Raw genomic sequence first — 23,973 nt, 5'->3', positions numbered from 1 at the left:
TTTGTTGAACAGATTAACTTTTCATGGAAGTTAAATTTTGATATTCGTGCCAGCCGACCTCGGCTGGTTTTTTTTATCCTCAATTTCCCCCGAGCCTTGCGTATCTGGAGTGTTGGTGAGGATGTGCGATAAAAAGAACACTTTTCACACGCAAGTAAACGCTTGCTCTAAGCCTGTAATGTGATTCATAACCCCGCTTGTTTAGCCAATCTTTTTACCCCTCTATTTATCTATCTAATTGATATAAAACTTGCTTTTGCTCTCAATTCAAAATGATGTGCAAAGTGCCTGAAAAGCTTCCTTCTGCCTTTAACGCATTATTCAGGAAATTGTTATTAAATGAGTGGAAAACACCGTTTTTCGACCTTATAATCGCCCGCCATATGAGCAACGCAAACGTTGCCGTCACTAAAAAATCAATCGTTTATTCTCCAAGGAACCGAGAACCATGTTAGAGCGACTGTTTAAACTTTCAGAAAGCGGCACCACGGTGCGCACTGAAATCACCGCAGGGATCACCACTTTCCTTGCAATGGCCTATATTCTTGCGGTTAACCCAAATTTATTGTCGATGACAGGGATGGATAAAGACGCAGTCTTTGTTGCTACCGCTTTGGCTGCTGCGATTGGCTGTTTTGTGATGGGCTTTTTGGCGAACTATCCTGTGGCGCAAGCACCAGGTATGGGTTTGAACGCCTTTTTTACCTTTAGCGTTTGCTTTGGCATGGGGTATAGCTGGCAAGCTGCGTTGGCTGCCGTATTCTGTTCAGGTGTGCTGTTCATTTTGCTTAGCCTCTTTGGCATTCGTGAACTGATTATTAACTCTATTCCAAAATCTTTACGCCTTGGCATTTCGGCAGGTATCGGTTTGTTCCTTGCCTTTATTGCAGCGCAGGGCACAGGTTTGGTGGTTGATGCGCAAGGTATTTTGGTCTCTATGGGTAATTTGGCGCAGTTCCCAGTAGTAATGGCGGGTCTGGCCTTCTTCTTGACCGTAGCCCTGTCTGTGCGCGGCGTCCGCGGCGCAACTTTGTTGGTGATTTTGCTGATCACCACCATTGGTTTGATTTTCACCGACCACGAATTTACGGGCATCATCGGCATGCCACCGAGCTTGGCGCCAACTTTTGCCCAGCTTGATTTCAGTGCGATGTATACCGTGACTGAGAAAAACCCAACCACCATGGCGGCGGTGATCTCCTTTGCCACGGTTGTTTTTGCATTCCTTTTTGTTGACCTTTTTGATACCGCTGGCACCTTGGTAGGCGTCGCGCAAAAAGCCGATATGATTAAAGAAGATGGCCGTATTCCTCGTTTGGGTCGCGCTTTGATTGCGGATAGTACGGCAACCACTGTCGGTGCTGTGTTGGGTACATCAAACACCACCTCTTATGTTGAAAGTGTGGCCGGTGTGGCTGCTGGTGGTCGTACTGGTCTAACGGCTGTGGTTGTCGGTTGCCTATTTTTGGTGAGCCTGTTCTTTGCACCGCTGGCGGGGATGATTCCAAGCTATGCCACAGCTGGCGCACTTTTCTATGTTGCGATTTTGATGATGGCTGGTTTGGTGAGCGTTGATTGGCGTGATTTGACTGAAGCGGCACCTGTGGTAATTGTGGCACTCATGATCCCGCTAACATACTCGATTGCTCACGGTATCGTTCTTGGATTTATTTCGTATACTGCGATTAAAGTTTTCAGTGGCCGCGCTCGTGAAATCAGCGTTGGGACATGGATCATCTCAACTGTGTTTGTTCTGATGTATCTTGTACCTTACTTACAAAAGACCTTCTTTGCTGATGAAACAGTAAAAGAAGCTGCTGAAGCGGTCTCAATGCTATTGCCACAAATGGGTGATGCGAGCCAAATGATTTTTGCTGCAGTGGCTTAATGCCACTGCAGATGCAGCACTTAAAGAAAGATAAGGGTTTCGACCCGAAGGTAGTTCTAAATTATGACTAAAAAATTCATCATCACCTGGGACAACATGCAAATGTACTCCCGCGAGCTTGCGAGTCGTCTTCTTCCTGCACAGCAGTGGAAAGGCATTATTGCGGTAAGTCGTGGCGGTTTGGTTCCAGCTGCAATTCTCGCTCGTGAACTCGGTATTCGCTATGTAGATACCATTTGTATCTCTAGCTATGACCATGATCATCAACGTGATATGCGTGTGTTGAAAAAAGCCGAAGGTGACGGTGAAGGCTTTATCGTGATCGATGACTTAGTGGACAGTGGCGGCACTGCGCAAGTGATCCGTGAGATCTATCCAAAGGCCAAATTTGTTACTGTGTGTGCAAAACCTGCGGGTGCGCATCTGGTTGATGACTACGTGGTCGATATTGCGCAAGACACATGGATCGAGCAACCATGGGATATGGTGGTTGGTTACATTGAGCCGATCAGCAAACATTGATTTGCCGAGAAATAATTACCTAAAATGGCCCTAATGGGCCATTTTTTTATGGTCGGTAAAGGATTGAGGAGAGGTCGTCGTGCCGCGACAGAATTTATCGGAAAAGCTTTTTAAACCCCAATATAAAGTACCAGAGACATCGACCTTGGTGCGCTGCGTTGGTGAGGATAACCAAGTGCCGATTGAGGGGGCTTGGTATCGCCATTTACGCCGCGCCTATTGGGCATGGCTGGGTACTGATCCTGTTGAAGTTGAACAAATTTTGGCGCGTATTGCGGCGTCGGATAATCCACGGAGTGAAGCAAGCTGGCTTGATACCGTGATTGGCGATGTTCCTGGTAACTGGGGCTACGAGTGGAATCAGCAGGCCATGGCACATCAAAAATTGGCGATTCAAGCCAAGATGGATGAGGACCGTGAGCGCGCCAAGCAAGAGCAGCTCAAAGCCAGTCTCTATTTTAGTATTGCGGGCTTTCCACATATCAAAGGGGATGTGCTTGCCACCAAATCTGAAACACTGGCACAAAAAGCCTATAAAGAGGCAATGACACTGCAAGATTATCCGGTTAAGCAGTTGGAATGGATCTACCAAGGTAAAACCATTCAGGCAACGCTGCACCTGACCACTACGGAGCGCACGCAGCCTGTGGCCATTATTTGCGGTGGTTTGGATAGCTTACAGAGCGATTATTGGCAGTTGTTTGAGCATTATTTAGCGCCGGCAGGGATTGCGATGTTAACCCTAGATATGCCTTCTATGGGAACCAATCAGAGTTTTTCTTTAACCCAAGACACCAGTCATTTGCACCAATCATTGTTGGATTATTTACCAGAAGTACCATGGGTAGATCATCATCAGGTCTTTGCTTTTGGTTTTCGCTTTGGCGGCAATGTTGCAGCGCGCTTGGCCTTTATGGCGCCTTCACAACTCAAAGGTGTGGTGGTGCTGCAAGGAATGTTTCATCACCTTTTAGCCAATGCCCCGAAACACTGGCCAGTGCCACAAATGTATTTGGATATTTTTGCTTCACGCATGGGCGTGCAAAATATCAAGCGAGATTCATTGCTGCGCCAATTGCCAGCATGGTCGCTGAAAACGCAGGGATTATTGTCAGGTCGTGCAACGTCAGTGCCTATTTTAGCATTGGGAATCCATGATGATCTCACCTGCCCTAAATCGGATTTAGATTTGCTGGCGCGTGCCAGCCAAAAAGGCACCGCAAAAATGGTGAGTAAGCAACCTTTGTTGGATGCCTATGACCAATGCATTGCGACAGCGATTGATTGGTGTAAGTCTTTTCTTTAAGACAAATAGTTGTGTGACATCTCAAATTGTTGAGATTTGAACCTTAGCGTGAGAATCTTGTGTGTTATAAAGATGTTAATTGTTGTGTTGATTTCATAACAATTCATTAGTCATGATAACAACAACAGGGATGTCGCTTATGCCAAATACAACAACGCCATCAGCTCAGCCGCTCAGTTATGGCCGTACCATTACTAAATTTAATGCCATTGGCCCCTATTTGCGTGAGCAGAAAAGTAGTGAATCCAGTTATTTTTTTGATTGTCTTTCGTTTTGTTTAAATGCCAAAAAAGCGCCTGAAGCGCGTGAATTTTGGGGGTGGTGGCTCTATTTAACGCCTTCTGAACAAGGTTTTGAGTATCAAGTTCACTATGGCAAATATGATGAGCGCGGAGAGTGGCTGGACACAGAAATACCCGCCAAACGCAAATCGGACGTGGATCAATCGCTGCACGATTTTCTCGATAAATTGAGTGCTGTGGTGGAAGACCAGTGGCAATTACAATTGCGCGCTTCAGCCGCGCTCAGCTCAGTGAGTTGATTTAAGCTGTTGCCGCTCTCAAAAAGACCACCAAGGTGGTCTTTTTTGTGCGCCAAAGGATCGGTTAAAAAGCACTGAAAAACTGGCATCCTTCTCTAATGAAAGGCGCTTTTACATCATTATCCAAAGACCAAAATATCAATTGCAATAAAGCACTTGCCCTTTGATGGCGTGATTGATAAAAGAAGTGTCCATTCTTTTTTTATTGATGAAGTAAAACCCATGCAACAGCGGCTTTCGGAAATGGAAACCCGACCATCACAACGTGTGGTGGTAAAATTTGGCTCCAGCGTGCTTACTGGCGGTTCATTAAAGCTTGATCGCGCCCATATGCTGGAATTGGTTCGCCAGTGCGTTGCGCTTAAGCGCCAAGGGCACCAAGTCATTGTCGTCACCTCTGCAGCGATTGCTGCGGGTCGCGAACATTTGGGTTACCCGGAATTGCCCAAAACCGTGGCAAGTAAACAGATGCTTGCAGCGGTGGGCCAAAGTCGCTTGATTCATGTATGGGAAGAGCTCTTTGCTATTTATGGCTATCACGTTGGACAAATGTTGTTAACGCGCGCGGATTTAGATGATCGCGGTCGTTACCTGAATGCCCGTGATACCTTAATGACATTGCTTGAACACGATATTATTCCTGTCATTAACGAAAATGATGCGGTGGCGACCACTGAAATTAAAGTGGGAGATAATGACAATTTGTCCGCCATGGTGGCCATTTTGGCACATGCCGATAAACTGATTTTGTTGACTGATCAGCGCGGTTTATTTACTGCTGATCCACGCACAAACCCAAATGCAGAGCTGATTCGCGAAGTTCATACCATTGATGAGACCTTGCGCAAACTTGCGGGTGGCAGTGGCACGACGCTTGGTACGGGCGGTATGGCGACTAAATTACAAGCGGCGGATATCGCGCGCCGCGCTGGAATTGAAGTAACGATTGCCGCTGGTGGTCAGCCACAGCTGATTCAGGATGTGGTCAATGGTGATGCCGAGGGCACGCGTTTTCTGGCTATGACTTCGCCGCTTGAAAGTCGTAAACAATGGATCTTAGCTGGGCCGCCAGCATCGGGTGATATTGTGCTGGATGCTGGCGCTGTCGCTGCTGTCACGACTAAAAATAGCAGTCTACTACCGAAGGGGATCACTGCGATTCGTGGTGATTTTCGCCGTGGCTGTTTAGTGCGTTTGTGTGATGCTGAAGGTCATGTCATTGGTCGCGGTTTATGCCGTTATGATGCCAAAGAGATGGCACTGATTATGGGCCAGCACAGCGATCGCATTGGTGAAATTTTGGGCTATGAATATGGTCACGTGGCAATCCACCGTGACGATCTTGTTTTGATATAAGGATAACCCCATGGACATGCAAAAAATGGGCGCCGATGCGCGCCAAGCAAGTTATCAGCTTGCCATGCTGAATACCGCGCAAAAAAACCAAGCGCTTGAAGCCATTGCGGTTCAGCTTGAGCAAAATGTATCGGCGATCCTTGCGGCCAATGGCAAAGATATTGAAGCAGGGCGTGCCAATGGTTTATCTGATGCATTGTTAGACCGTTTATTGCTTGATGAAGGTCGTTTAGCTGGCATTATTGCTGACCTTCGCCATGTGATTGCACTACCTGATCCTGTGGGGGAGGTGATTGATGGCTGCGCGCTTGAAAATGGTTTGCGCTTAAGCCGTCGCCGCGTTCCGCTTGGCGTGGTGGGCACGATTTATGAAGCGCGCCCAAATGTAACCATAGACGTTGCGGGTTTGTGCCTGAAAACGGGCAACGCAGTGATTATGCGCGGTGGTAAAGAGACCATTCATTCTAATTTGGTGTTGATTGAGCAAATTCAAGCGGGTCTTGAAAACGCTGGTTTGCCAGCCACTGCGATTCAATATATTCGCGATCCAGACCGCCGCTATGTGGCTGAGCTACTTAAGCTTGATCAATATGTGGATATGATTATTCCTCGCGGTGGCGCAGGTTTGCATCAGCTTTGCAAAGAACAATCAACGATTCCAGTAATCACCGGTGGGATTGGCATTTGCCATATGTTCGTTGATGAAAGTGCACATTTGGATAAAGCGGTCGCGCTGGTTGAAAATGCCAAAGTGCAGCGCCCAAGCGTGTGTAACGCACTGGATACTGTATTGGTTCACCAAGCCGTGGCGCAGCAGTTTTTACCGAAGCTTGCGCAAACCTTGGCCCAATCAAAGGTGATTGGTCATGCGGAAGGCGAGGCAAAAACTTGGCTTGAGCAAGGTGGTATGAGCGTTGAAGCGCTAAAAGCCGGTGATTTTGACCAAGAGTGGGTGAGTTTGAATCTAAATGCCAAGATTGTGGCTGATTTGGATGAAGCCATTGCTCATATCCGTCAGCATACGTCACAGCACTCAGAGGCGATTTTGACGCAATCACTACACAATGCAGAGCGTTTTACCCATGAAGTGGACGCGGCGGCTGTATATGTCAATGCCTCGACTCGCTTTACCGATGGCGGCCAATTTGGTTTGGGCGCAGAAGTGGCCGTAAGTACGCAAAAACTTCATGCCCGAGGCCCAATGGGGCTGGAAGCGTTAACGACTTATAAATGGATTGGTATTGGTGACGATCTGATTCGCGCATAATGATGCTGCGTAAGTTTTATCGACATCAAAAAAGCGAGCTTGAAGCTCGCTTTTTTATTGCAAATGGCATGGCTGTTCTGTCGTTAGCCTACATCCACACCTTGCGCTTGTAGGTCAGCATGGTACGACGAACGTACAAATGGACCACAGGCTGCATGGGTAAAGCCAAGCTCTAGTGCAATGGCCTTGAGCTCGTCAAACTCTTCTGGTGGCACGTAGCGCTCCACAGGAAGGTGATGGCGGCTTGGTGCTAAATATTGGCCAAGCGTGAGCATGGTGACACCGTGCGCGCGAAGATCTTTGAGAACTTCAACGATCTCCTCTTTGGTTTCACCTAGACCCATCATCAAACCAGATTTGGTTGGTACTTCAGGATGCATCTCCTTAAAGCGTTTCAGTAGCTCCAAAGACCATTTGTAGTTGGCACCTGGACGTGCGCGACGATAAAGGCGCGGTGCAGTTTCTAGGTTGTGGTTAAAGACATCCGGTGGATTGTCTTTGAGTAGATCCAATGCCACATCCATACGACCACGAAAATCGGGCACAAGGGTTTCAATTTTGATACCTGGATTCTGGCCGCGAATTTCACGAATGCAGTCAGCAAAATGCTGCGCGCCGCCATCTCGAAGATCATCGCGATCCACTGAGGTCACCACCACATATTTGAGTTTCATTGCTTGAATGGTGGTACCAAGATGGGCTGGCTCATTGGCGTCTGGTGTTAATGGACGACCATGGGCAACATCGCAGAATGGGCAACGACGGGTACAGATGGCGCCCAAAATCATAAAGGTCGCCGTACCGTGGTTAAAACATTCAGCTAGGTTTGGGCAGGATGCTTCTTCACAAACAGAGTGCAACTTATGCTCCCGCATGGTTGCTTTGATCTCTTGGATGCGCTTGCTGTCCGAAGGGAGCTTGATTTTCATCCAGTCTGGTTTTTTCAATACAGGTTTTTCTTCGACCTGCATATTTTTGACTGGAATGAGCGCCATTTTATCGGCGTCGCGGTATTTAACACCGCGTTCCATTTCGATTGGTTTGCTCATAAATTGCTTTCCATTGAATGCTGGTTGCGGTTGATTTCTTTTATAAGGGCTTCGGTTAACACTGGAATGACCGCTTCTATCTGTGTTGGCCCACCCAGTTGGCTGAGCTGGGTCATTTTCATGCCCGCATAACCACAGGGGTTGATTCGCTCAAAAGGCTGAAGATCCATATTAATATTAAGTGCCAATCCATGAAAGCTGCAGCCGCGACGAATTCGTAGTCCCAATGAACAAATTTTGTCATCGCCAACATACACTCCCGGGGCATCTGCGCGTGCGCGCGATTCAACGCCATAATGGGCGAGTGTAGCAATCACACTATTTTCAAGGGCGCTGACCAGTTCACGCACAGTGATTTTTGCGCGTTTTAGGTCAATAAGAACATAAGCGACAATTTGACCCGGTCCGTGGTAAGTCACTTGTCCGCCGCGATCACTTTGCACGACAGGAATATCACCGGTATTGAGGAGGTGCTCTGCTTTACCCGCTTGTCCTTGGGTAAAAACAGCAGGGTGTTCCACTAACCAAATTTGATCATCTGTATGTTGATCGCGCTGATTGGTGAAGTCCACCATGGCTTGCCATGTGGGTAAATACTCACATTGGCCAAGATTTTTTATTAGAATTTGAGACACTGATAAGGCACTCCATCAAGGTCAATGGAGGCAGTATACCATTGGCGGCCGAAAGATCAGCCGCCAAAAAGTAGGGGTATTACAGAACCATTTTGACGATATCGATTTCGCCTAGCTCTTTATAGAGGGTTTCGACTTGATCAATATTTGTGGCTGTAATGGTAACTGACACGGCATGCCAATTCCCTTTTGCACTTGGTGTCACTTTGGGATTGTAATCACCTGGCGCATGACGCTGAATCACTTCAAGCACGCGTCCAACAAGTTCAGGATTAGCATGACCCATGACTTTATAGCTAAATTGACAAGGGAACTCGAGTAGATCTCGAAGTGTGGCTTGCTGTTCCATAGGTACTCCTCACAGGCCGAAATTTGTGGCTGTGCATCTTAATGGGGTTCGCATCAGAACTCAAGTCTGAAGCAATTTGGTCTAACTAACAAAGTTTCAAGTAATATCTCAAATAATAAAGGCACCCGTGGGTGCCTTTATTCATTAGATTCAATGTGCTTAGAACCAGCTTTGAATCAGCATCAAAATGTAGTCGATCAAACGACTAAAGAAACCGCCTTTTTCTACTGTATTCAATGCAACAAGATCATATTTGGCAACATCTTTACCATCGACTTGATAATAAAGTGTACCGACAACATCACCTTCTTTGATTGGTGCAACCAACTCTTTACTCATTTCAAAGTTAGTTTTGAGGTCTTTCACTTGACCACGAGGTAGCGTGACATAGGTGTCTTCTTTGACGCCAAGAGCAACTTCGTCGGTATCACCCATCCATACACGCTCAGAAATCAGCGTTTCGTTGGCTTTGTGTGGTGAAACGGTATCAAAGAAGCGGAAGCCATAGTTCAATAGCTTTTTACTTTCAGCTTTACGTGCATTGGCGTTCGCTGTGCCCATTACCACTGCAATCAGACGCATGTCGCCATCAGTTGCTGAACTGACTAGGCTATAACCTGCTTTATTGGTATGGCCCGTTTTCATGCCATCAACATGCAAGCTGGTATCCCACAATAGACCGTTACGGTTGTATTGTTTGATGCCGTTATAGGTGAACTCTTTTTCGCCGTAGATTTTGTACTCTTCAGGTACATCACGAATCAGCGCACGCGCTAGTTTCGCCATATCCATTGGTGTGGTGTATAGGTTTGGATTATCCAAGCCATGCACGTTAGCAAAATGAGTGTGGGTCAAGCCAAGCTGTTTTGCCCAAGCGTTCATCAAATCAACAAAGGCATCTTCTGAGCCTGCAACATGTTCTGCCATAGCGACACAGGCATCGTTACCTGATTGGATGATGATACCGCGGTTCAGGTCAGCAACTTTAACTTCGGTGCCGACTTCAATGAACATCTTCGATGAGTCAGGGAAGTTGGTTGACCATGCGTTTTTGCTGACCACAACGGTATCGTCAAGGCTGATGTCGCCACGAGCGATCGCTTGGCCAATCACATAACTGGTCATGATCTTGGTGAGGCTTGCTGGGTGCAGGCGTGTTTCTGCGTTTTTAGACGCGATCACTTTGCCTGAATGGAAATCCATCAGGACATAGCCTTTGGCTGCAATATCAGGTGCATCCGGCACAACAGAAGGCACTGCCATCGCGGTAGATGACAACATGAGCATGGCACCAGTGGCCACTGTTTTTAGAATTGTTGAGATTTTCATCATTGAAATTTAAGTGCTTAAGTTAAATTCGAGTGTAATTACCAAATACTATACCAAAGAAACCAAGACAGTGCTCAGCTTCAAATGTCAGCATTGGTAAAATTAATGGGCTTCGGTCAGGATATACGCTTGGTCAAAACCCTTTGCTTGTAATTTTTGCTGCCACATTAGTGCATCATGGCGATTTGTAAATGGACCAGCACGTAAGCGATGAACTTGACCTTCACTGCGAACCTTTATTGGTGTCTCAAATTGCTTAGAAAGTTCCATTGCTTTTTCTTTTGCTTTTTCTGCATTGGAAAGTGCGACAAGTTGAATCCAATAATTGTGCGTGCTGCTCGACTGCCACTCTGCTTTATCATTCGGTGGCGTCATTGGAATTAATTCAATTTGAACTGGCGCGGTACCAGTTCGAATGACATCTAGCTTAAGTGCAGCGGCATAGCTTAAATCAATAATGCGACCTTGATGAAATGGGCCACGATCATTGACGCGGACGATCACACTTTTTTGGTTATTTAAGTTGGTCACACGCACATAACTTGGAAGCGGCAATGTTTTATGCGCTGCAGTCATGGAGTACATGTCATAAACCTCACCATTGGAGGTTTTATGGCCATGAAACTTTTCACCATACCAAGATGCATCGCCGGTTTGGCTAAACGCTGTTGGGCTCTTGAGGACCTGATAGCGTACGCCGCGCACAGTGTAGTCTTTGTTGCCGGCAAGGCTTGGCGGCTCATAACGTGGCACCGCACTCTCTTGATGAATATGGCTTGGTAGCTGCGCAGGCGCAACATCATTGGCAAGCTCATAACGGCCGTCAGTTTTTGGTGCTTCTTTTGCACAGCCCGCTAAAAGTAAGGCTGTGAAGATAAACAGGAATCGACGCATTAGTTCGCTCGCGATAGTAATTTTCTATGGGTGTGGATGGACATCAAAATACCAAAGCCTGCCATCAAGGTCACCATGGAGGTGCCGCCATAACTGACGAGAGGCAGTGGCACACCAACCACGGGCAAGATGCCGCTGACCATGCCGATGTTTACAAAAATATAGACGAAGAAGCTTAAAACAATACTCCCTGCCATCATTCGGCCAAAAGCAGTTTGCGCGCGCGAGGCCAAAACTAAGCCGCGACCAATAATAAAAAGGTAGAGGCAAAGCAAAGCCATGACGCCAATTAATCCCCACTCTTCGGCGATTACCGCAAAGATAAAGTCAGTGTGACGCTCAGGCAAGAATTCAAGTTGTGATTGCGTGCCTTGCATCCAGCCTTTACCAAATAAACCACCAGAGCCGATGGCAATTTTTGATTGGATGATATGGTAGCCCGCGCCTAGTGGGTCAGACTCTGGATTAAACAGCGTTAACACGCGGGTTCGCTGGTAATCATGCATCAGATAAAACCAGAGGATAGGCAAAAATCCCATTACAGCAGCGGCTGCAGACACCAGTAAACGCCAGCTGATGCCAGATAAAAAGATCACAAAGACCCCAGAGGCGGCAATGAGAATTGATGTCCCCAAGTCGGGTTGTTTCGCAATTAAAATAGTGGGCACAAAGACCATCATCAGCGCTACGGCAATAAAGCGTAACTTTGGCGGCAGTGGTTTATTACCGATATAGCGAGCAACCATCAGTGGCACTGCGAGCTTGATCATCTCTGAGGGCTGAAAACGAATCACCCCTAAATTGAGCCAGCGCTGGGCACCTTTTGAAGTTTCACCAAAGAGCAATACGCCAAGTAACAGGCAGATACCGACAAAGTAGAGGTGCGGTGCCCAATTTTCGTAGTGGCGCGGCGGAATTTGGGCAAGACAAAACATTACGCCCAGCGCCAAAATCATACGAAATGCTTGGCGCTCCATCATCCCCATACTTTGACCGCTGGCGCTATACATGACGATCAACGCAAAGCCCATCAAGATTAAAATCGCAGAGAGCAGAGGCATATCGATATGAAAACGCTGCGACAGTGACTGACGATGCGAATGAACCAAACTCATTTCTTATCCTTTTTTGTATCCACTAAAATGTGGTCAAAAATTTCACGTACAATTGGCGCAGCATTACTGGAGCCACCACCGGCATTTTCGAGCACCATAGAGACCACTACTTCTGGTTTCTTGAAAGGGGCATAGGCTGTGAAGAGGGCATGGTCACGTAGATGCTCAGCCACTTCATCGGCATCATAATCTTCATCTTCACCTAGGCCAAAGACCTGCGCAGTGCCTGATTTGCCTGCTGTCATATAAGGCGTTTTGGCAAAGGCGCGGCGCGCAGTCCCTTTGCGACCATGATCGACAAGACGCATCCCTTCTTTGGCAATATCCCAATAACTTTGGTCAACACCGACAATAGTGTGCTCTACAGGAACCGATTTAATGGCAACTTGATCGTTGACCATGCGGCCACGAAGTAGATGCGGCGCACGCACCACACCATCGTTGACCAGCACTGTGGTGGCTTTAGCAAGCTGAAGCGGTGTTGCAGTCCAGTAGCCTTGGCCAATCCCGACCGGAATGGTGTCACCTTGATACCAAGGTTGGCGGTAACGGGCTTGTTTCCATTCGCGGGTTGGCATATTCGCTGGGCTTTCTTCATGGATATCGACGCCTGTTTGGTGGCCGAAACCAAAAAGTTTCATCCATGCGGATAAGCGATCAATGCCCATGTCATAAGCGATTTGATAGAAGAAAGTGTCCACTGACTCTTCAATGGCTTTGACTATATTAACAGGGCCATGGCCCCAACGAAGCCAGTCACGGAATGGTCGGGTTTTTGAATTTGGAATACGCCAAATCCCCGGATCATTACGGGTGGTGGTTGGGGTAATCACATCTTCAGTGAGCGCAGCAACAGCAATGAAAGGTTTCACCGTGGAAGCAGGGGGGTAAATTCCCAAGGTGGCTCGGTTGACCAATGGGCGGTCTAAATCATTGAGCAGGGCACCATATTCACGGCCTGAAATACCATGCACAAACAGGTTTGGATCATAGCTTGGACTTGAGACCATGGCGAGAATGCCACTGTCTTTCGGGTCGACGACGACCACAGCACCGCGGCGGTTGTCCAGTAGCTTGGCAATATACAGCTGCAGGTCGATATCTAAGTTAAGTACGATATCTTTACCGGGTACTGGCGGTACGTATTTCAAGGTGCGGATGATACGACCACGACTATTGACCTCTACCTCTTGATAGCCAGCTGTGCCGTGAAGTGTATCTTCATAAAAACGCTCGATGCCAAGCTTACCGATATCACGTGTGGCTTTGTAATTGGCGAGTTTATCTTCTTTATCTAAGCGCGCGAGATCGCTGTCGTTGATTTTCGCAACATAGCCAAGAACGTGGGTCAGTGCATCCCCATAGGGGTAATAGCGTTTGAGATAGGCTTTGACTTCCACCCCAGGAAAGCGGTGTTGGTTTACCGAGAAGACCGCGACTTGCTCTTGAGTGAGCTGGGTTTTAATCGGTACGGTTTCAAATCGACGGGTGCGACGGCGTTCGCGATCAAAACGATTGAGATCATCATCGGAGAGATCCAGCAATTGTTTGAGCTGAGCCAATGTGTCTGGAATATCTTTGACCTTTTCAGGGGTCAGTTCCAAGTTAAAGACAGGGCGGTTTTCTGCCAGCAGAATGCCGTTGCGATCGTAAATGAGGCCGCGGTTCGGCGCTACAGGAACGACCTTGATGCGGTTGTCATTGGAGCGCGTTTGATAATCGCGATGCTCGTTTACTTGAATATGGTAAAGATTGAGCAATAACACGCCGACCAGCGCAAGAATGCCGGCAAAAGAGACCACGGCGCGACGGAAAAACAGCGCCGATTCCGCATTGTGGTCTCGAATTTCAGTGCGACGATAGGACAGCACAACTACTCTCTATGATAGGGATGGTTGGTGGTAATACTCCAAGCGCGATAGAGGCTTTCAGCCATCACGATACGCACCAAAGGGTGGGGCATCGTTAAGGGTGAAAGCGACCAGCTTTGATCGGCCGCCGCTTTACATTCAGGCGATAGTCCCTCAGGACCACCAATCAAAATGGAGACATCTCGGCCATCCAATTTCCATTGTTCTAATTGTTCTGCAAGCTGTGGTGTGGTCCACGGTTTGCCAGGAATATCGAGGGTGACGATTCGGTTACCCTTGGGAATTGCGGTCAGCGTTGCTTGTCCCTCTTTTTGTAAAATACGGGCAATATCTGCATTTTTGCCACGCTTGCCTGCGCTAATTTCAACCAGTTCAAGCGGCATATCTTTGGGAAAGCGGCGTTGATACTCAGCAAAGCCTTGCTCTACCCATTTTGGCATTTTGGTGCCCACGGCAATTAATTGAATTTTCATGCCGCGACTAACTCCACAATTTTTCGAGTTGGTAGCGTTCGCGAGATTCTTGCTGCATCACATGCACCATGACATCGCCTAGATCGACCACGACCCATTCGCCCTCTTTTTCACCTTCGGTGCCAAATACAGACAGCTTCAGTGCTTTTGCATTTTCCACCACATGGTGGGCAATGGCATGTACATGGCGATTGGAGGTACCAGTACAAATCACCATACGGCTGGTGATTGAGCTAAAAGCTTCTACATTGAGGGTGACGATCGCTTCAGCTTTCATATCATCCACTGCTTCGACCGCGAATTGTTCTAGGTGTTCGATTTGCACGAAAATTCCTTCCGATAAAACTTGAGGGGCGCAGTATAGCACGGCGTTTTGCCTTATTGTGCTGTCTGCATATGCCCAAATGTGAGGCTATGGGGCTGGTTCACATGAGGTGGACACCAGCGCAGGCAAAATTGTTTTAGCATGGGCCAATGTTGGCCATCAAAATCTTGTTTGACTTGAATTTCAAGCATGGCCAGTTGGTGCCAAGTTTGGCGCCAATACTCGGCCGAAAAACGGCTAAGTGCTTGCTGGTAAAGGGGGCGCTTATTTTGCCAAATTTGTAGGCGATTAAAGCTTTGATTCATGGCTTCACCCTGTGCCATGGCTTGGCTTAGGGTGATGAGTTGTGCCAGTTCTTTTTGGAGCGTGCGCAGTAAAATGGTGAGCTCCACGCCTTCTGCTTCAAGCTGCTCTAAAATGCGTAAGCTGCGTTTGCCTTGGCCTGCCAAAAGACTATCAACCAATTGAAATGGTGTGTAGTGATGGTGGCGGCTAAGCGCCTCTTCAAGCCGTGGCAGTGTTAATAGACCATCAGGGTAGAGCAGTGAGAGTTTTTCAAGGCTTTGGCTCAGCGCGAGTAAATTGCCTTCATGCCATTGGCATAACAGCTGAATACTGGCGGTATCCGCTTTGAATCCCACTTGCTGGCAGCGCTGCTGAACAAAGCGTGGCAGACGTTGGCTATCTGGCGTCAAGCAAGGGACAAATAAACCCTGAGCCATGATCGCTTTGGCCCATTTGCTATTTTCCTGCTGTTTGTTGAGACGCTCGCCACTGACAATCAAAATGAGATCATCATGCAACATATGGCAGAGCTCAATCAGGGCTTGGCTGTGTTTACCAATACCTTTGTCGCCAATTTGTAGCTCAATGATCTGTCTTTGCGCAAAAAGGCTTAATGCATTTGCGCAGTCATAGACTTGCTGCCAATCAAGACTGGCATCAAGGGTAAATGCATGCCGCTCTAAAAAGCCTTGGGCTTTTGCGGCCTGAATAATGGCTTGTTGGCTTTCAAGTTTTAGCAAAGGCTCATCACCACAGATAAGATAACTGCGGTGAAGGCCTTGATTTAATTTTTGCTGAAGCTGTTCTGGATAAGTGCGCATTGAAACTATTGCGCACTTTCAAGGGTTCGCACTTTCACCGAATCGGGATCGTGCTGAGCATCATAGGTGGTGTTGAGACGACCCAATTGACGAATGATCTGCTGTACCGCCTGCTGGCGCATCTCATTTTCAATCTTGTCGCGCTCAACAGATTTTGCCAGCGCCGTTAATGGGTTATCTAAATAATTTCGATGCACCATAGTGGAATACTGGCGAGTGCCCATATCGGGAACTGTGACTGAATAAGCCACAGTTAAACTCAGCTCATACTCAGCTGCGCGGCCGTTTTGATAAAGCGACACGGTGCGTTCACCAAAGGATTCAGACTGAAGATGCAAATTGGGAACGCTGGCATGCGGCGCAACCACAGTTACATCTTGTTGACGAATTTGGTTTTTCAAATAACGCGTTAAGGTGCCGTATGTGTCAAAACTGGTGATGGAGAGTTCAGTCACTTCTGCAGGTAGGCTGTAGGAGCCTCGCAGGTGAAAACCACAACCGCTGGTCACCAAGGCGACCAGCATAATCACACTCCAACGCAGCAAAGTACGGGGCATATTGAGTTCCTTTTATTCGGTCCGAATGATGTTGCGAAACAGGGTTGCCAACCTTAGTTGGCAACGATGTTGAGCAATTTACCCGGAACGTAGATCACCTTACGGATGGTCTTGTCTTCAGTAAATTTAGCGACATTTTCATCGCTGAGGCCAAGTTCTTGCACTTGCTCAGAAGATGCATCTGCTGCAACTGTGATTTTAGCGCGAACTTTACCGTTCACTTGCACCACAATAAGCTTCTCATCTTCAACCAAAGCGCTTTCATCAAAATTCGGCCATGGTGCGTGATCCACATCTGCTTCACCCAGCGCTTCCCATAGGGTAAAGCTAAAGTGCGGGGTGATTGGGTAAAGCATGGCAACAACTGCTTTTAGTGCTTCATCCAAGATGGCGCGATCTTGCGACTCTTGTTGTGGCGCTTTGCCAAGCTTGTTCATCAGCTCCATGATCGCAGCGATTGCGGTGTTGAAGGTCTGACGACGACCCACATCATCACTTACTTTGGCAATCGCTTTGTGCACATCGCGGCGAAGTGCTTTTTGATCGCCATTGAGGCTTGCAACATTGAGCGCGTCTACTGGACCTTGGCTCACGTGGTCGTGAACCAGTTTCCAAATACGTTTCAAGAAGCGGTTCGCGCCTTCAACGCCAGACTCTTGCCATTCCAAGGTCATTTCAGCAGGTGATGCGAACATCATAAATAGACGAACGGTATCTGCGCCGTATTTATCTACCATCTCTTGTGGGTCGATGCCGTTATTTTTCGACTTCGACATTTTGATCATGCCAGAGTGTTCAACGTTACGACCGTGATTGTCGGTCGCAGCAACGATGCGGCCTTTACCATCACGCTCAACACGAACATCTGTTGGCGCCACCCACTCTTTACCACCTTTGTCTGTGGTGTAGTAGAAGGCATCTGCCAGCACCATACCTTGGCAAAGTAGCTTCTTGAATGGTTCATCTGACGTTACATAACCTGCATCACGCAGCAACTTGTGGAAGAAACGTGAGTACAAAAGGTGCATACAGGCGTGTTCGATACCACCGATGTATTGGTCAACCGGTAGCCAGTAGTTGGCTTTATCAGCATCCAAAATATCGTCGGCTTGAGGGCTACAGTAACGTGCGTAGTACCAAGATGATTCCATAAAGGTATCAAAGGTGTCAGTTTCACGTAGCGCAGGCTCACCGTTAAAGGTGGTCTTCGCCCACTCTTTATCCGCTTTGATAGGGCTTGTTACACCATCCATCACCACATCTTCAGGCAGAATCACGGGTAGTTGTTCTGCTGGTACTGGATGAACAACACCATCTTCAGTGGTCACCATTGGGATTGGCGCACCCCAGTAACGTTGACGTGAAACACCCCAGTCACGAAGACGGAAGTTCACGGTTTTCACGCCTTTGCCTTCAGCTTCAAGCTTGGCTGCGATGGCATCGAATGCTTCTTGGAATGCAAGACCATCAAATTCGCCAGAATCAAACAATACGCCTTTTTCGGTGTATGCTGCTTCTGAGACGTCTAGTGCGCTACCATCAGCTGGCTTGATCACAGGAATGATGTCTAGGCCGTACTTAGTTGCGAATTCAAAGTCACGTTGGTCGTGCGCAGGAACCGCCATGACAGCGCCTGTACCATAATCCATCAATACGAAGTTGGCGACATAGATTGGCACTTCACGACCGTTGAGTGGGTGGATCGCGGTCAGGCCGGTATCCATCCCTTTTTTCTCCATGGTCGCAAGCTCAGCTTCTGCAACCTTGGTGTTTTTACACTCATCGATGAATGCCGCCAGTGCTGGATTGCTTTGCGCTGCGAGTGTTGCTAGTGGGTGACCTGCTGCGATACCTACATAAGTCACACCCATGAGGGTATCTGGACGTGTGGTATAAACCTCAAGGTCTGATTGACCTGCAACTGCAAATTTTAGCTCCACACCTTCAGAGCGACCAATCCAGTTGCGCTGCATGGTTTTTACCATCTCAGGCCAGCCTTCAAGGCTATCAAGATCGTCTAGCAGCTCTTGCGCGTAAGCGGTGATCTTAATAAACCACTGTGGAATCTCTTTTTGTTCTACAGGGGTATCACAGCGCCAGCAGCAGCCATCTTCCACTTGCTCGTTGGCAAGCACGGTTTGGTCATTTGGACACCAGTTTACTGAAGAGGTCTTTTTGTAAACCAAGCCTTTTTCGTAAAGCTTAGTGAAGAACTCTTGTTCCCAGCGGTAGTACTCAGGGGTACAGGTGGCAAATTCACGGTTCCAGTCATAACCAAAGCCCAAGAGTTTGAGCTGGTTTTTCATGTATTCGATGTTTTCGTAAGTCCAAGGCGCTGGTGCTGTGTTGTTTTTCACCGCAGCGTTTTCCGCAGGCAGACCAAAGGCATCCCAGCCAATAGGTTGCATCACGTTTTTGCCTTGCATACGTTGATAACGAGAGATCACATCACCAATGGTGTAGTTGCGCACGTGACCCATGTGCAGTCGACCACTTGGGTACGGGAACATGGATAGACAGTAGAACTTCTCTTTATTGTCGTCTTCCGTGACGGCAAAGGTCTGGTTTTCATCCCAGTGTTTTTGAACCTTCTGTTCAATCTCTTGCGGGTTATATTGATCTTGCATCAGTGATGTCCGGTTATCTTCAGATTTGTGAGTTCGGTTGGAACCGATAATACTTAATCGGCATAGGATAACCAAAGGCGCTAGTGTCAACAATAGCTGAATGAGAAAGGTGCTTTATGAGTAAACAAAAAGCCGATTATGAAGCCTTATTGGCGAAAATTACCCGCAGCATGGCCAACAGTCCCGAGGAGTTGAAGCGTTGGTTAGACCAAGGGGCACCCTATTTGGATGCGCTGGAAGAGATGACCAAGGATGAATGGTCTTTAATTGCTGCTTATGTCAAACGTGATATGAGTGAGTTTCGCAAGGATTTAAAGGAAAGTCAGGAAAGCTCTTTTACTGACAGTCCATTTTATCAGCTGGTCAGTGACTCGATTTGGGCTGGGCTTGCCGATATTACCGATAAGACCCAAGTGGAGTGGCATGAGCTGACTCAAGATTTAGAGCATCATGGTGTTTATCATGCCGGTGAGATGATTGGTTTTGGCCGTTTGTGCTGCGAGTCGTGCCACTGGCAAAAAATGATCACTTATCCTGAGGTGATTGATGCTTGCCCCGAGTGTGGTTGCCAGCGCTTTCATCGAAAATCCTTTGAGCCATAATCGAAAAAAGCAGCCTAGGCTGCTTTTTTTATTCCGATTTTTATGACGCCAGTGATTCAGATGCTGAGCCATTGATTTGGGGGGCTCTTGTTCTGGCTGATTGCGCTACTGTCTTTGGCTGAGCACTTTTTTCTGCTTGCGTCGCTGCCACAGGCCCCAAATGGTGAGCAATATGCTGGCAATCCACAGTGGGCGATAGCCCCATTTCCAAAATGGTGTGGCGCCTACCCCGGGATGAATGGTGGTGGTCAGCACTTGGGTTTTAAATTGCGGCAGCGTTGCCATCAGTTGGCCATTAAGGTCAATGGCTGCGGTAATTCCTGTATTGGTCGCGCGAAGTACTGGGCGGCCAAGCTCTAAGGCGCGCATTCGTGCAATTTCGAGGTGCTGGTGTGGGCCGATGGTATTACCAAACCAAGCATCATTGGACAGAGTTAGAATCGCGCCGGTATTCGCGTGCACATTGCTACGTACCAAACCAGAAAAGGCGATTTCATAGCAAAGCGCAGATGCCATGGAGAGTCCATGAGCAATCAGATTAGGCTGAATACGAGGTCCGCGATTAAACGAAGACATGGGTAAGTTAAAGAGCGGGCCAAGTTTTCGCAGCAACGACTCAAAGGGTACAAATTCACCAAAGGGCACTAAATGGTTCTTGTTATAGCGCTGCGCGGTATCGTAGTTGTAACTGTCTTGCTCGCTGTCACCTAATACCAAAATGCTATTGTAGATATCACCATGATTTGGCCGCAGATCGATAATCCCCGTTAGTACGCTGACACCATTTTTGCGCGCGGCACTATCCACACTCGCAAGATATTCTGGTACATCGGTTTCAAACACCGGCAGTGCAGCTTCAGGCCAAATGATGATATCGCTGTCCCAGTGTTGACGGGTCAGTTCGAAGTAGCGCATCAGGGTGATGCCACGCATTTGTGGTTGCCATTTAAGATGCTGCGGAATATTGCCCTGAATCATACTGACCTGATAGCTCTGTTCGCCAGCTTTGAGCCACTTAGGCTGTCCCCACCAGCAGAGCGCGCACACACCCGCGACGACCATAAGGGTGGTTAGTGGCTTTAGGCTGCGCCATTTTAGGCTCCAAGCCAAGGCACTAGCGCATAAAATAATGGCTAAGGTGATCCCTTGAACGCCAAACACAGGGGCAATGGCCGATAGGGGACTGTCAATTTGGCTATAGCCTAAATAAAGCCAAGGGAAGCCGGTAAATAGGCTGCCACGAATCGCATCGCAAAGTAGCCAGAGCAAGGGCATGGCGATTAAATATCTGAGCCATGGGCGGCAATGCTGCGGATTAAAAAAGCGATTGGTGAGGTAGGCAAAAAGGGCTGGGTAAAGGGCTAAATAGGCAATCAGAAGTAACATAATCACAATGCCTGCTGGTAGCGGTAAACCGCCAAACTTGGCAATGCTGTGATAGACCCAACTGATGCCAGTGCCAAACTGGCCTAGACCCCAGAAAAAACCAAGCAAGGCTGCGGATTTCGCGCTGCGCTGATTGATTAAGATAAAGAATGCGGTGACGCTAAAAAACGCCAAAGGCCAAATGCCATAAGGGGCAAAGGCCAATGTAGCACTGGCGCCGCAAAGCAGCGCCAGTAGGGCATGAATGATTCGCGTTGATTTGCTCATCATGACATTGAATTACGCCGTGAGGTTAGGCGCGGGCGCATCCTCAGGAATGGTCACCTGAAGCTGCAGCACGCGGCGATTATCGGCCGCAGAGACCTTAAACTGGTAACCCGCAATGGTCACCACTTCACCGCGTGATGGCAAATGACCAAAGCTTGTCATCACCAAACCACCCACGGTATCCACCTCTTCATCACTGAAGTGGGTGGCAAACATGTCATTGAAATCTTCAATGGTGGTCAACGCTTTGACCGAGAAGGTATGTTTGTTGAGTGCGCGAATATCATCGCCTTCGGTGTCATCGAACTCATCTTCGATGTCGCCGACAATCTCTTCCAAAATATCTTCAATGGTGACAACGCCGGACACGCCGCCGAACTCATCCACAACAATGGCCATATGATAGCGCTGTTCACGAAACTCTTTGAGTAGACGATCCACTCGTTTACTTTCAGGAACAACAACAGCTTCACGTAGAACCTTATCGAGATCAAAGGCTTCACTATCTGAGCGTAGATAGCGAAGTAGGTCTTTGGCAAGCAAAATCCCTTCCACATGGTCTTTATCATCGCTGATCACCGGATAACGCGAATGTGCGGCACTGATGATGATATCGATGATCTCTTCCAGCGGTTGAGAGCGCTCAATGGTGATCATTTGGGAGCGAGGGATCATAATGTCCCGAACTCGCATCTCGGCGATCTCCATCACCCCTTCAAGCATATCGCGGGTGTTGTGATCGATAAGGGCATTTTCTTCTGAATCGCGGAACACATCGACTAGATCTTGTTTGTCTCTGGGTTCACCTTGAAAAAGTTGGCCAAGTCGTCCAAAGAAGGTCTTTCGACTGGGACCTTCAGAACTTTGCGAATGGTCGTCGTTCATTGTCTCTCTTATATACAAATTACTGCGCATCGCCCGCAGCGGGCAACAAGTGGCTTACTCTTTTTCAGCCAGATAGGGGTCAGCAAAACCAAGCCCGATCATTACTTGTGTTTCGAGGGATTCCATCTCTTCGGCTTCCTCATCCTCGATATGGTCATAACCTAGCAGATGCAGGCAGCCATGTACAACCATATGCGCCCAATGTGCGATTTCTGGTTTTTCCTGCTCTTTGGCTTCAATTTCAACTACTTGTTTACAAATAATGAGATCGCCAAGGAGTGGCATTGGCACACCTGGAGGTGCTTCAAATGGAAAGGACAACACATTGGTCGGTTTATCCTTGCCACGGTAATCACAGTTCAGTTGTTGGCTTTCCGCTGGCTCCACAAAACGGATGGTGAGCTCAGCCTCAGGATCTTGATAATCAGCACCGCTTAATGCGGCGCGAATCCAAGTTTCCAGTTCAGCTTGATTAGGTAGATTGCTTTCATCGCATGCGACTTGGCGATCAAGATACAGCTCCATTATTCAACCTCTGGTTTTGCTGTGTGTTCTGCCGCATCACGTCGAGCTTGCGCTGCAGCTTTTTGAATTTTTGCTTGTTCTGCATCCCACTTTTCATAGGCATCGACAATACGCGCAACCACAGGATGGCGAACGACGTCGGTGGATTGGAACATGTTAAAGCTGATCTCATCGACCTCTGCGAGCACTTCAATAGCATGACGCAGGCCAGATTTCGTATGGCGAGGTAAGTCGATTTGCGTAACGTCACCGGTGATCACCGCGCGTGAGTTAAAGCCAATACGGGTGAGGAACATTTTCATCTGCTCAACCGTGGTGTTTTGGCTTTCATCCAAAATGATAAAGGCATCATTGAGGGTGCGGCCACGCATATAAGCCAGCGGCGCGACTTCAATTACATTGCGCTCAATCAGTTTTTCAACACGCTCAAAACCAAGCATTTCAAACAGGGCATCGTAGAGCGGGCGCAAATATGGGTCGACTTTTTGACTGAGATCGCCAGGCAAAAAGCCCAATTTTTCGCCGGCTTCAACCGCAGGGCGCGTCAGCAAAATGCGTCGAATCTCTTGGCGCTCCAATGCATCAACCGCTGCAGCAACCGCAAGGTAGGTTTTACCGGTTCCCGCAGGACCAATACCAAAGGTGATGTCATGGGTGACCATGTTCATCACATATTGGGCTTGGTTTGGGGTCCGTGGTTTGATGATTCCTTTTTTGGTTTTGATCATCACCTCTTTGCCGTAGGGAATACTGCTCTCTAGGTTTTGCTCAAGTACACCAGACTCTTTGATTGCCAAATGGATTTGCTCTGGCTCTACGTCACCGATTTGGCCTTTGACTGGCGCAGTATCGACATAAAGACGGGTCAAAATGGCTTTTGCCGCTTCACTGGTATGCGGTTCGCCAACGATAGAAAATTGATTGCCGCGATAGTTGATTTCAACGCCAAGGCGGCGTTCAAGCAGCTTTAGATTGTCATCAAAAGGGCCACAAAGATTGGCAAGACGGTGGTTATCAGCAGGTTCGAGGGACAGTTCTAAGGTTGTCAGTTTGTTCACATTAGCCTCATAGCTGCCGCCCCGAAGGGCGGCATCGAAA

Annotated in this window: 22 protein-coding genes and 1 pseudogene; 7 read left to right on the top strand and 16 right to left on the bottom strand. The window is 48.0% G+C overall.

The window, feature by feature from the left end:
* Window positions 1-448 precede the first annotated feature (448 nt).
* The 6 genes and pseudogenes from L9P36_RS09585 to L9P36_RS09560 all read left to right on the top strand — a co-directional run.
* A pseudogene (locus L9P36_RS09585) lies at window positions 449-1,768 on the top strand (NCS2 family permease); the annotation flags it as partial.
* Window positions 1,769-1,951: 183 nt separating this feature from the next.
* Entirely contained in the window at window positions 1,952-2,410 is a 459-nt protein-coding gene (gene gpt, locus L9P36_RS09580) for a xanthine phosphoribosyltransferase (protein ID WP_237466454.1), read from the top strand.
* Between the two features lie 79 nt (window positions 2,411-2,489).
* Window positions 2,490-3,716 carry an esterase FrsA gene (frsA, locus tag L9P36_RS09575; RefSeq protein WP_237466453.1) on the top strand — a complete coding sequence of 409 codons (1,227 nt, stop codon included), beginning with the start codon at window positions 2,490-2,492 and terminating at the stop codon, window positions 3,714-3,716.
* A gap of 139 nt (window positions 3,717-3,855) precedes the next feature.
* Entirely contained in the window at window positions 3,856-4,257 is a 402-nt protein-coding gene (gene crl, locus L9P36_RS09570; protein ID WP_237466452.1) for a sigma factor-binding protein Crl, read from the top strand.
* A gap of 243 nt (window positions 4,258-4,500) precedes the next feature.
* A complete protein-coding gene (gene proB, locus L9P36_RS09565; protein WP_237466451.1) occupies window positions 4,501-5,613 on the top strand; it encodes a glutamate 5-kinase in 1,113 nt (370 codons plus the stop codon).
* A 10-nt stretch (window positions 5,614-5,623) separates the two neighbouring features.
* Entirely contained in the window at window positions 5,624-6,880 is a 1,257-nt protein-coding gene (locus tag L9P36_RS09560; RefSeq protein ID WP_237466450.1) for a glutamate-5-semialdehyde dehydrogenase, read from the top strand.
* An 83-nt stretch (window positions 6,881-6,963) separates the two neighbouring features.
* Here L9P36_RS09560 and lipA read toward each other — a convergent pair whose 3' ends face one another.
* From lipA to leuS, 12 genes are all read right to left on the bottom strand, one after another.
* Window positions 6,964-7,929, bottom strand: coding sequence for a lipoyl synthase (gene lipA / locus L9P36_RS09555; RefSeq protein WP_237466449.1), 966 nt, complete (start codon window positions 7,927-7,929; stop codon window positions 6,964-6,966).
* Entirely contained in the window at window positions 7,926-8,564 is a 639-nt protein-coding gene (lipB, locus tag L9P36_RS09550) for a lipoyl(octanoyl) transferase LipB (RefSeq protein WP_290368689.1), read from the bottom strand. The genes lipA and lipB overlap by 4 nt, the downstream gene beginning before the upstream one ends.
* A gap of 79 nt (window positions 8,565-8,643) precedes the next feature.
* Window positions 8,644-8,913 carry a DUF493 family protein YbeD gene (gene ybeD, locus L9P36_RS09545; protein ID WP_237466448.1) on the bottom strand — a complete coding sequence of 90 codons (270 nt, stop codon included), beginning with the start codon at window positions 8,911-8,913 and terminating at the stop codon, window positions 8,644-8,646.
* Window positions 8,914-9,072: 159 nt separating this feature from the next.
* Window positions 9,073-10,242: a serine hydrolase gene (locus L9P36_RS09540; RefSeq protein ID WP_237466447.1), complete on the bottom strand. Its 1,170-nt coding sequence runs from the start codon at window positions 10,240-10,242 to the stop codon at window positions 9,073-9,075.
* 102 nt (window positions 10,243-10,344) lie between these two features.
* Complete coding sequence (locus L9P36_RS09535) at window positions 10,345-11,136, bottom strand: septal ring lytic transglycosylase RlpA family protein (RefSeq protein WP_237466446.1); 792 nt, start codon at window positions 11,134-11,136, stop codon at window positions 10,345-10,347.
* Window positions 11,136-12,251 (bottom strand): rod shape-determining protein RodA, encoded by a 1,116-nt coding sequence (rodA, locus tag L9P36_RS09530; RefSeq protein WP_237466445.1) that lies wholly within the window; start codon window positions 12,249-12,251, stop codon window positions 11,136-11,138. The genes L9P36_RS09535 and rodA overlap by 1 nt, the downstream gene beginning before the upstream one ends.
* Window positions 12,248-14,119, bottom strand: a complete 1,872-nt coding sequence (mrdA, locus tag L9P36_RS09525; protein WP_237467904.1) for a penicillin-binding protein 2 — start codon at window positions 14,117-14,119, stop codon at window positions 12,248-12,250. The genes rodA and mrdA overlap by 4 nt, the downstream gene beginning before the upstream one ends.
* 5 nt (window positions 14,120-14,124) lie before the next feature.
* Window positions 14,125-14,595, bottom strand: coding sequence for a 23S rRNA (pseudouridine(1915)-N(3))-methyltransferase RlmH (rlmH, locus tag L9P36_RS09520; protein WP_237466444.1), 471 nt, complete (start codon window positions 14,593-14,595; stop codon window positions 14,125-14,127).
* 7 nt (window positions 14,596-14,602) lie between these two features.
* Window positions 14,603-14,920 carry a ribosome silencing factor gene (gene rsfS / locus L9P36_RS09515; protein WP_290368688.1) on the bottom strand — a complete coding sequence of 106 codons (318 nt, stop codon included), beginning with the start codon at window positions 14,918-14,920 and terminating at the stop codon, window positions 14,603-14,605.
* A gap of 53 nt (window positions 14,921-14,973) precedes the next feature.
* Entirely contained in the window at window positions 14,974-16,026 is a 1,053-nt protein-coding gene (gene holA / locus L9P36_RS09510; RefSeq protein ID WP_237466443.1) for a DNA polymerase III subunit delta, read from the bottom strand.
* 5 nt (window positions 16,027-16,031) lie between these two features.
* Window positions 16,032-16,583, bottom strand: coding sequence for an LPS-assembly lipoprotein LptE (locus tag L9P36_RS09505; RefSeq protein ID WP_237466442.1), 552 nt, complete (start codon window positions 16,581-16,583; stop codon window positions 16,032-16,034).
* A 53-nt stretch (window positions 16,584-16,636) separates the two neighbouring features.
* Complete coding sequence (leuS, locus tag L9P36_RS09500) at window positions 16,637-19,210, bottom strand: leucine--tRNA ligase (protein WP_237466441.1); 2,574 nt, start codon at window positions 19,208-19,210, stop codon at window positions 16,637-16,639.
* A 116-nt stretch (window positions 19,211-19,326) separates the two neighbouring features.
* On the opposite strand from leuS, the gene L9P36_RS09495 reads away from it, so the two are divergent.
* The gene (locus L9P36_RS09495) at window positions 19,327-19,812 is read left to right on the top strand and encodes a zinc ribbon-containing protein (RefSeq protein ID WP_237466440.1); all 486 of its coding nucleotides are present in this window, start codon (window positions 19,327-19,329) and stop codon (window positions 19,810-19,812) included.
* Between the two features lie 105 nt (window positions 19,813-19,917).
* Here the strand turns inward: L9P36_RS09495 and lnt are convergent, their stop codons facing one another.
* Genes lnt through L9P36_RS09475 form a run of 4 tightly spaced genes read right to left on the bottom strand, consistent with a single transcriptional unit; the run spans window position 19,918 to window position 23,933 of the window.
* Complete coding sequence (gene lnt, locus L9P36_RS09490) at window positions 19,918-21,468, bottom strand: apolipoprotein N-acyltransferase (protein ID WP_435532739.1); 1,551 nt, start codon at window positions 21,466-21,468, stop codon at window positions 19,918-19,920.
* Between the two features lie 9 nt (window positions 21,469-21,477).
* Entirely contained in the window at window positions 21,478-22,350 is an 873-nt protein-coding gene (corC, locus tag L9P36_RS09485; protein ID WP_237466438.1) for a CNNM family magnesium/cobalt transport protein CorC, read from the bottom strand.
* Between the two features lie 54 nt (window positions 22,351-22,404).
* Window positions 22,405-22,875: an rRNA maturation RNase YbeY gene (gene ybeY / locus L9P36_RS09480; protein ID WP_237466437.1), complete on the bottom strand. Its 471-nt coding sequence runs from the start codon at window positions 22,873-22,875 to the stop codon at window positions 22,405-22,407.
* The gene (locus tag L9P36_RS09475; RefSeq protein WP_237466436.1) at window positions 22,875-23,933 is read right to left on the bottom strand and encodes a PhoH family protein; all 1,059 of its coding nucleotides are present in this window, start codon (window positions 23,931-23,933) and stop codon (window positions 22,875-22,877) included. Before L9P36_RS09475 ends, ybeY begins: the two co-directional genes overlap by 1 nt.
* Window positions 23,934-23,973 lie beyond the last annotated feature (40 nt).

Origin of the sequence: Vibrio stylophorae (genome assembly GCF_921293875.1) — a bacterium.
Classification (GTDB): domain Bacteria; phylum Pseudomonadota; class Gammaproteobacteria; order Enterobacterales; family Vibrionaceae; genus Vibrio_A; species Vibrio_A stylophorae.
This window is presented reverse-complemented; position numbering and strand designations above follow the sequence as displayed.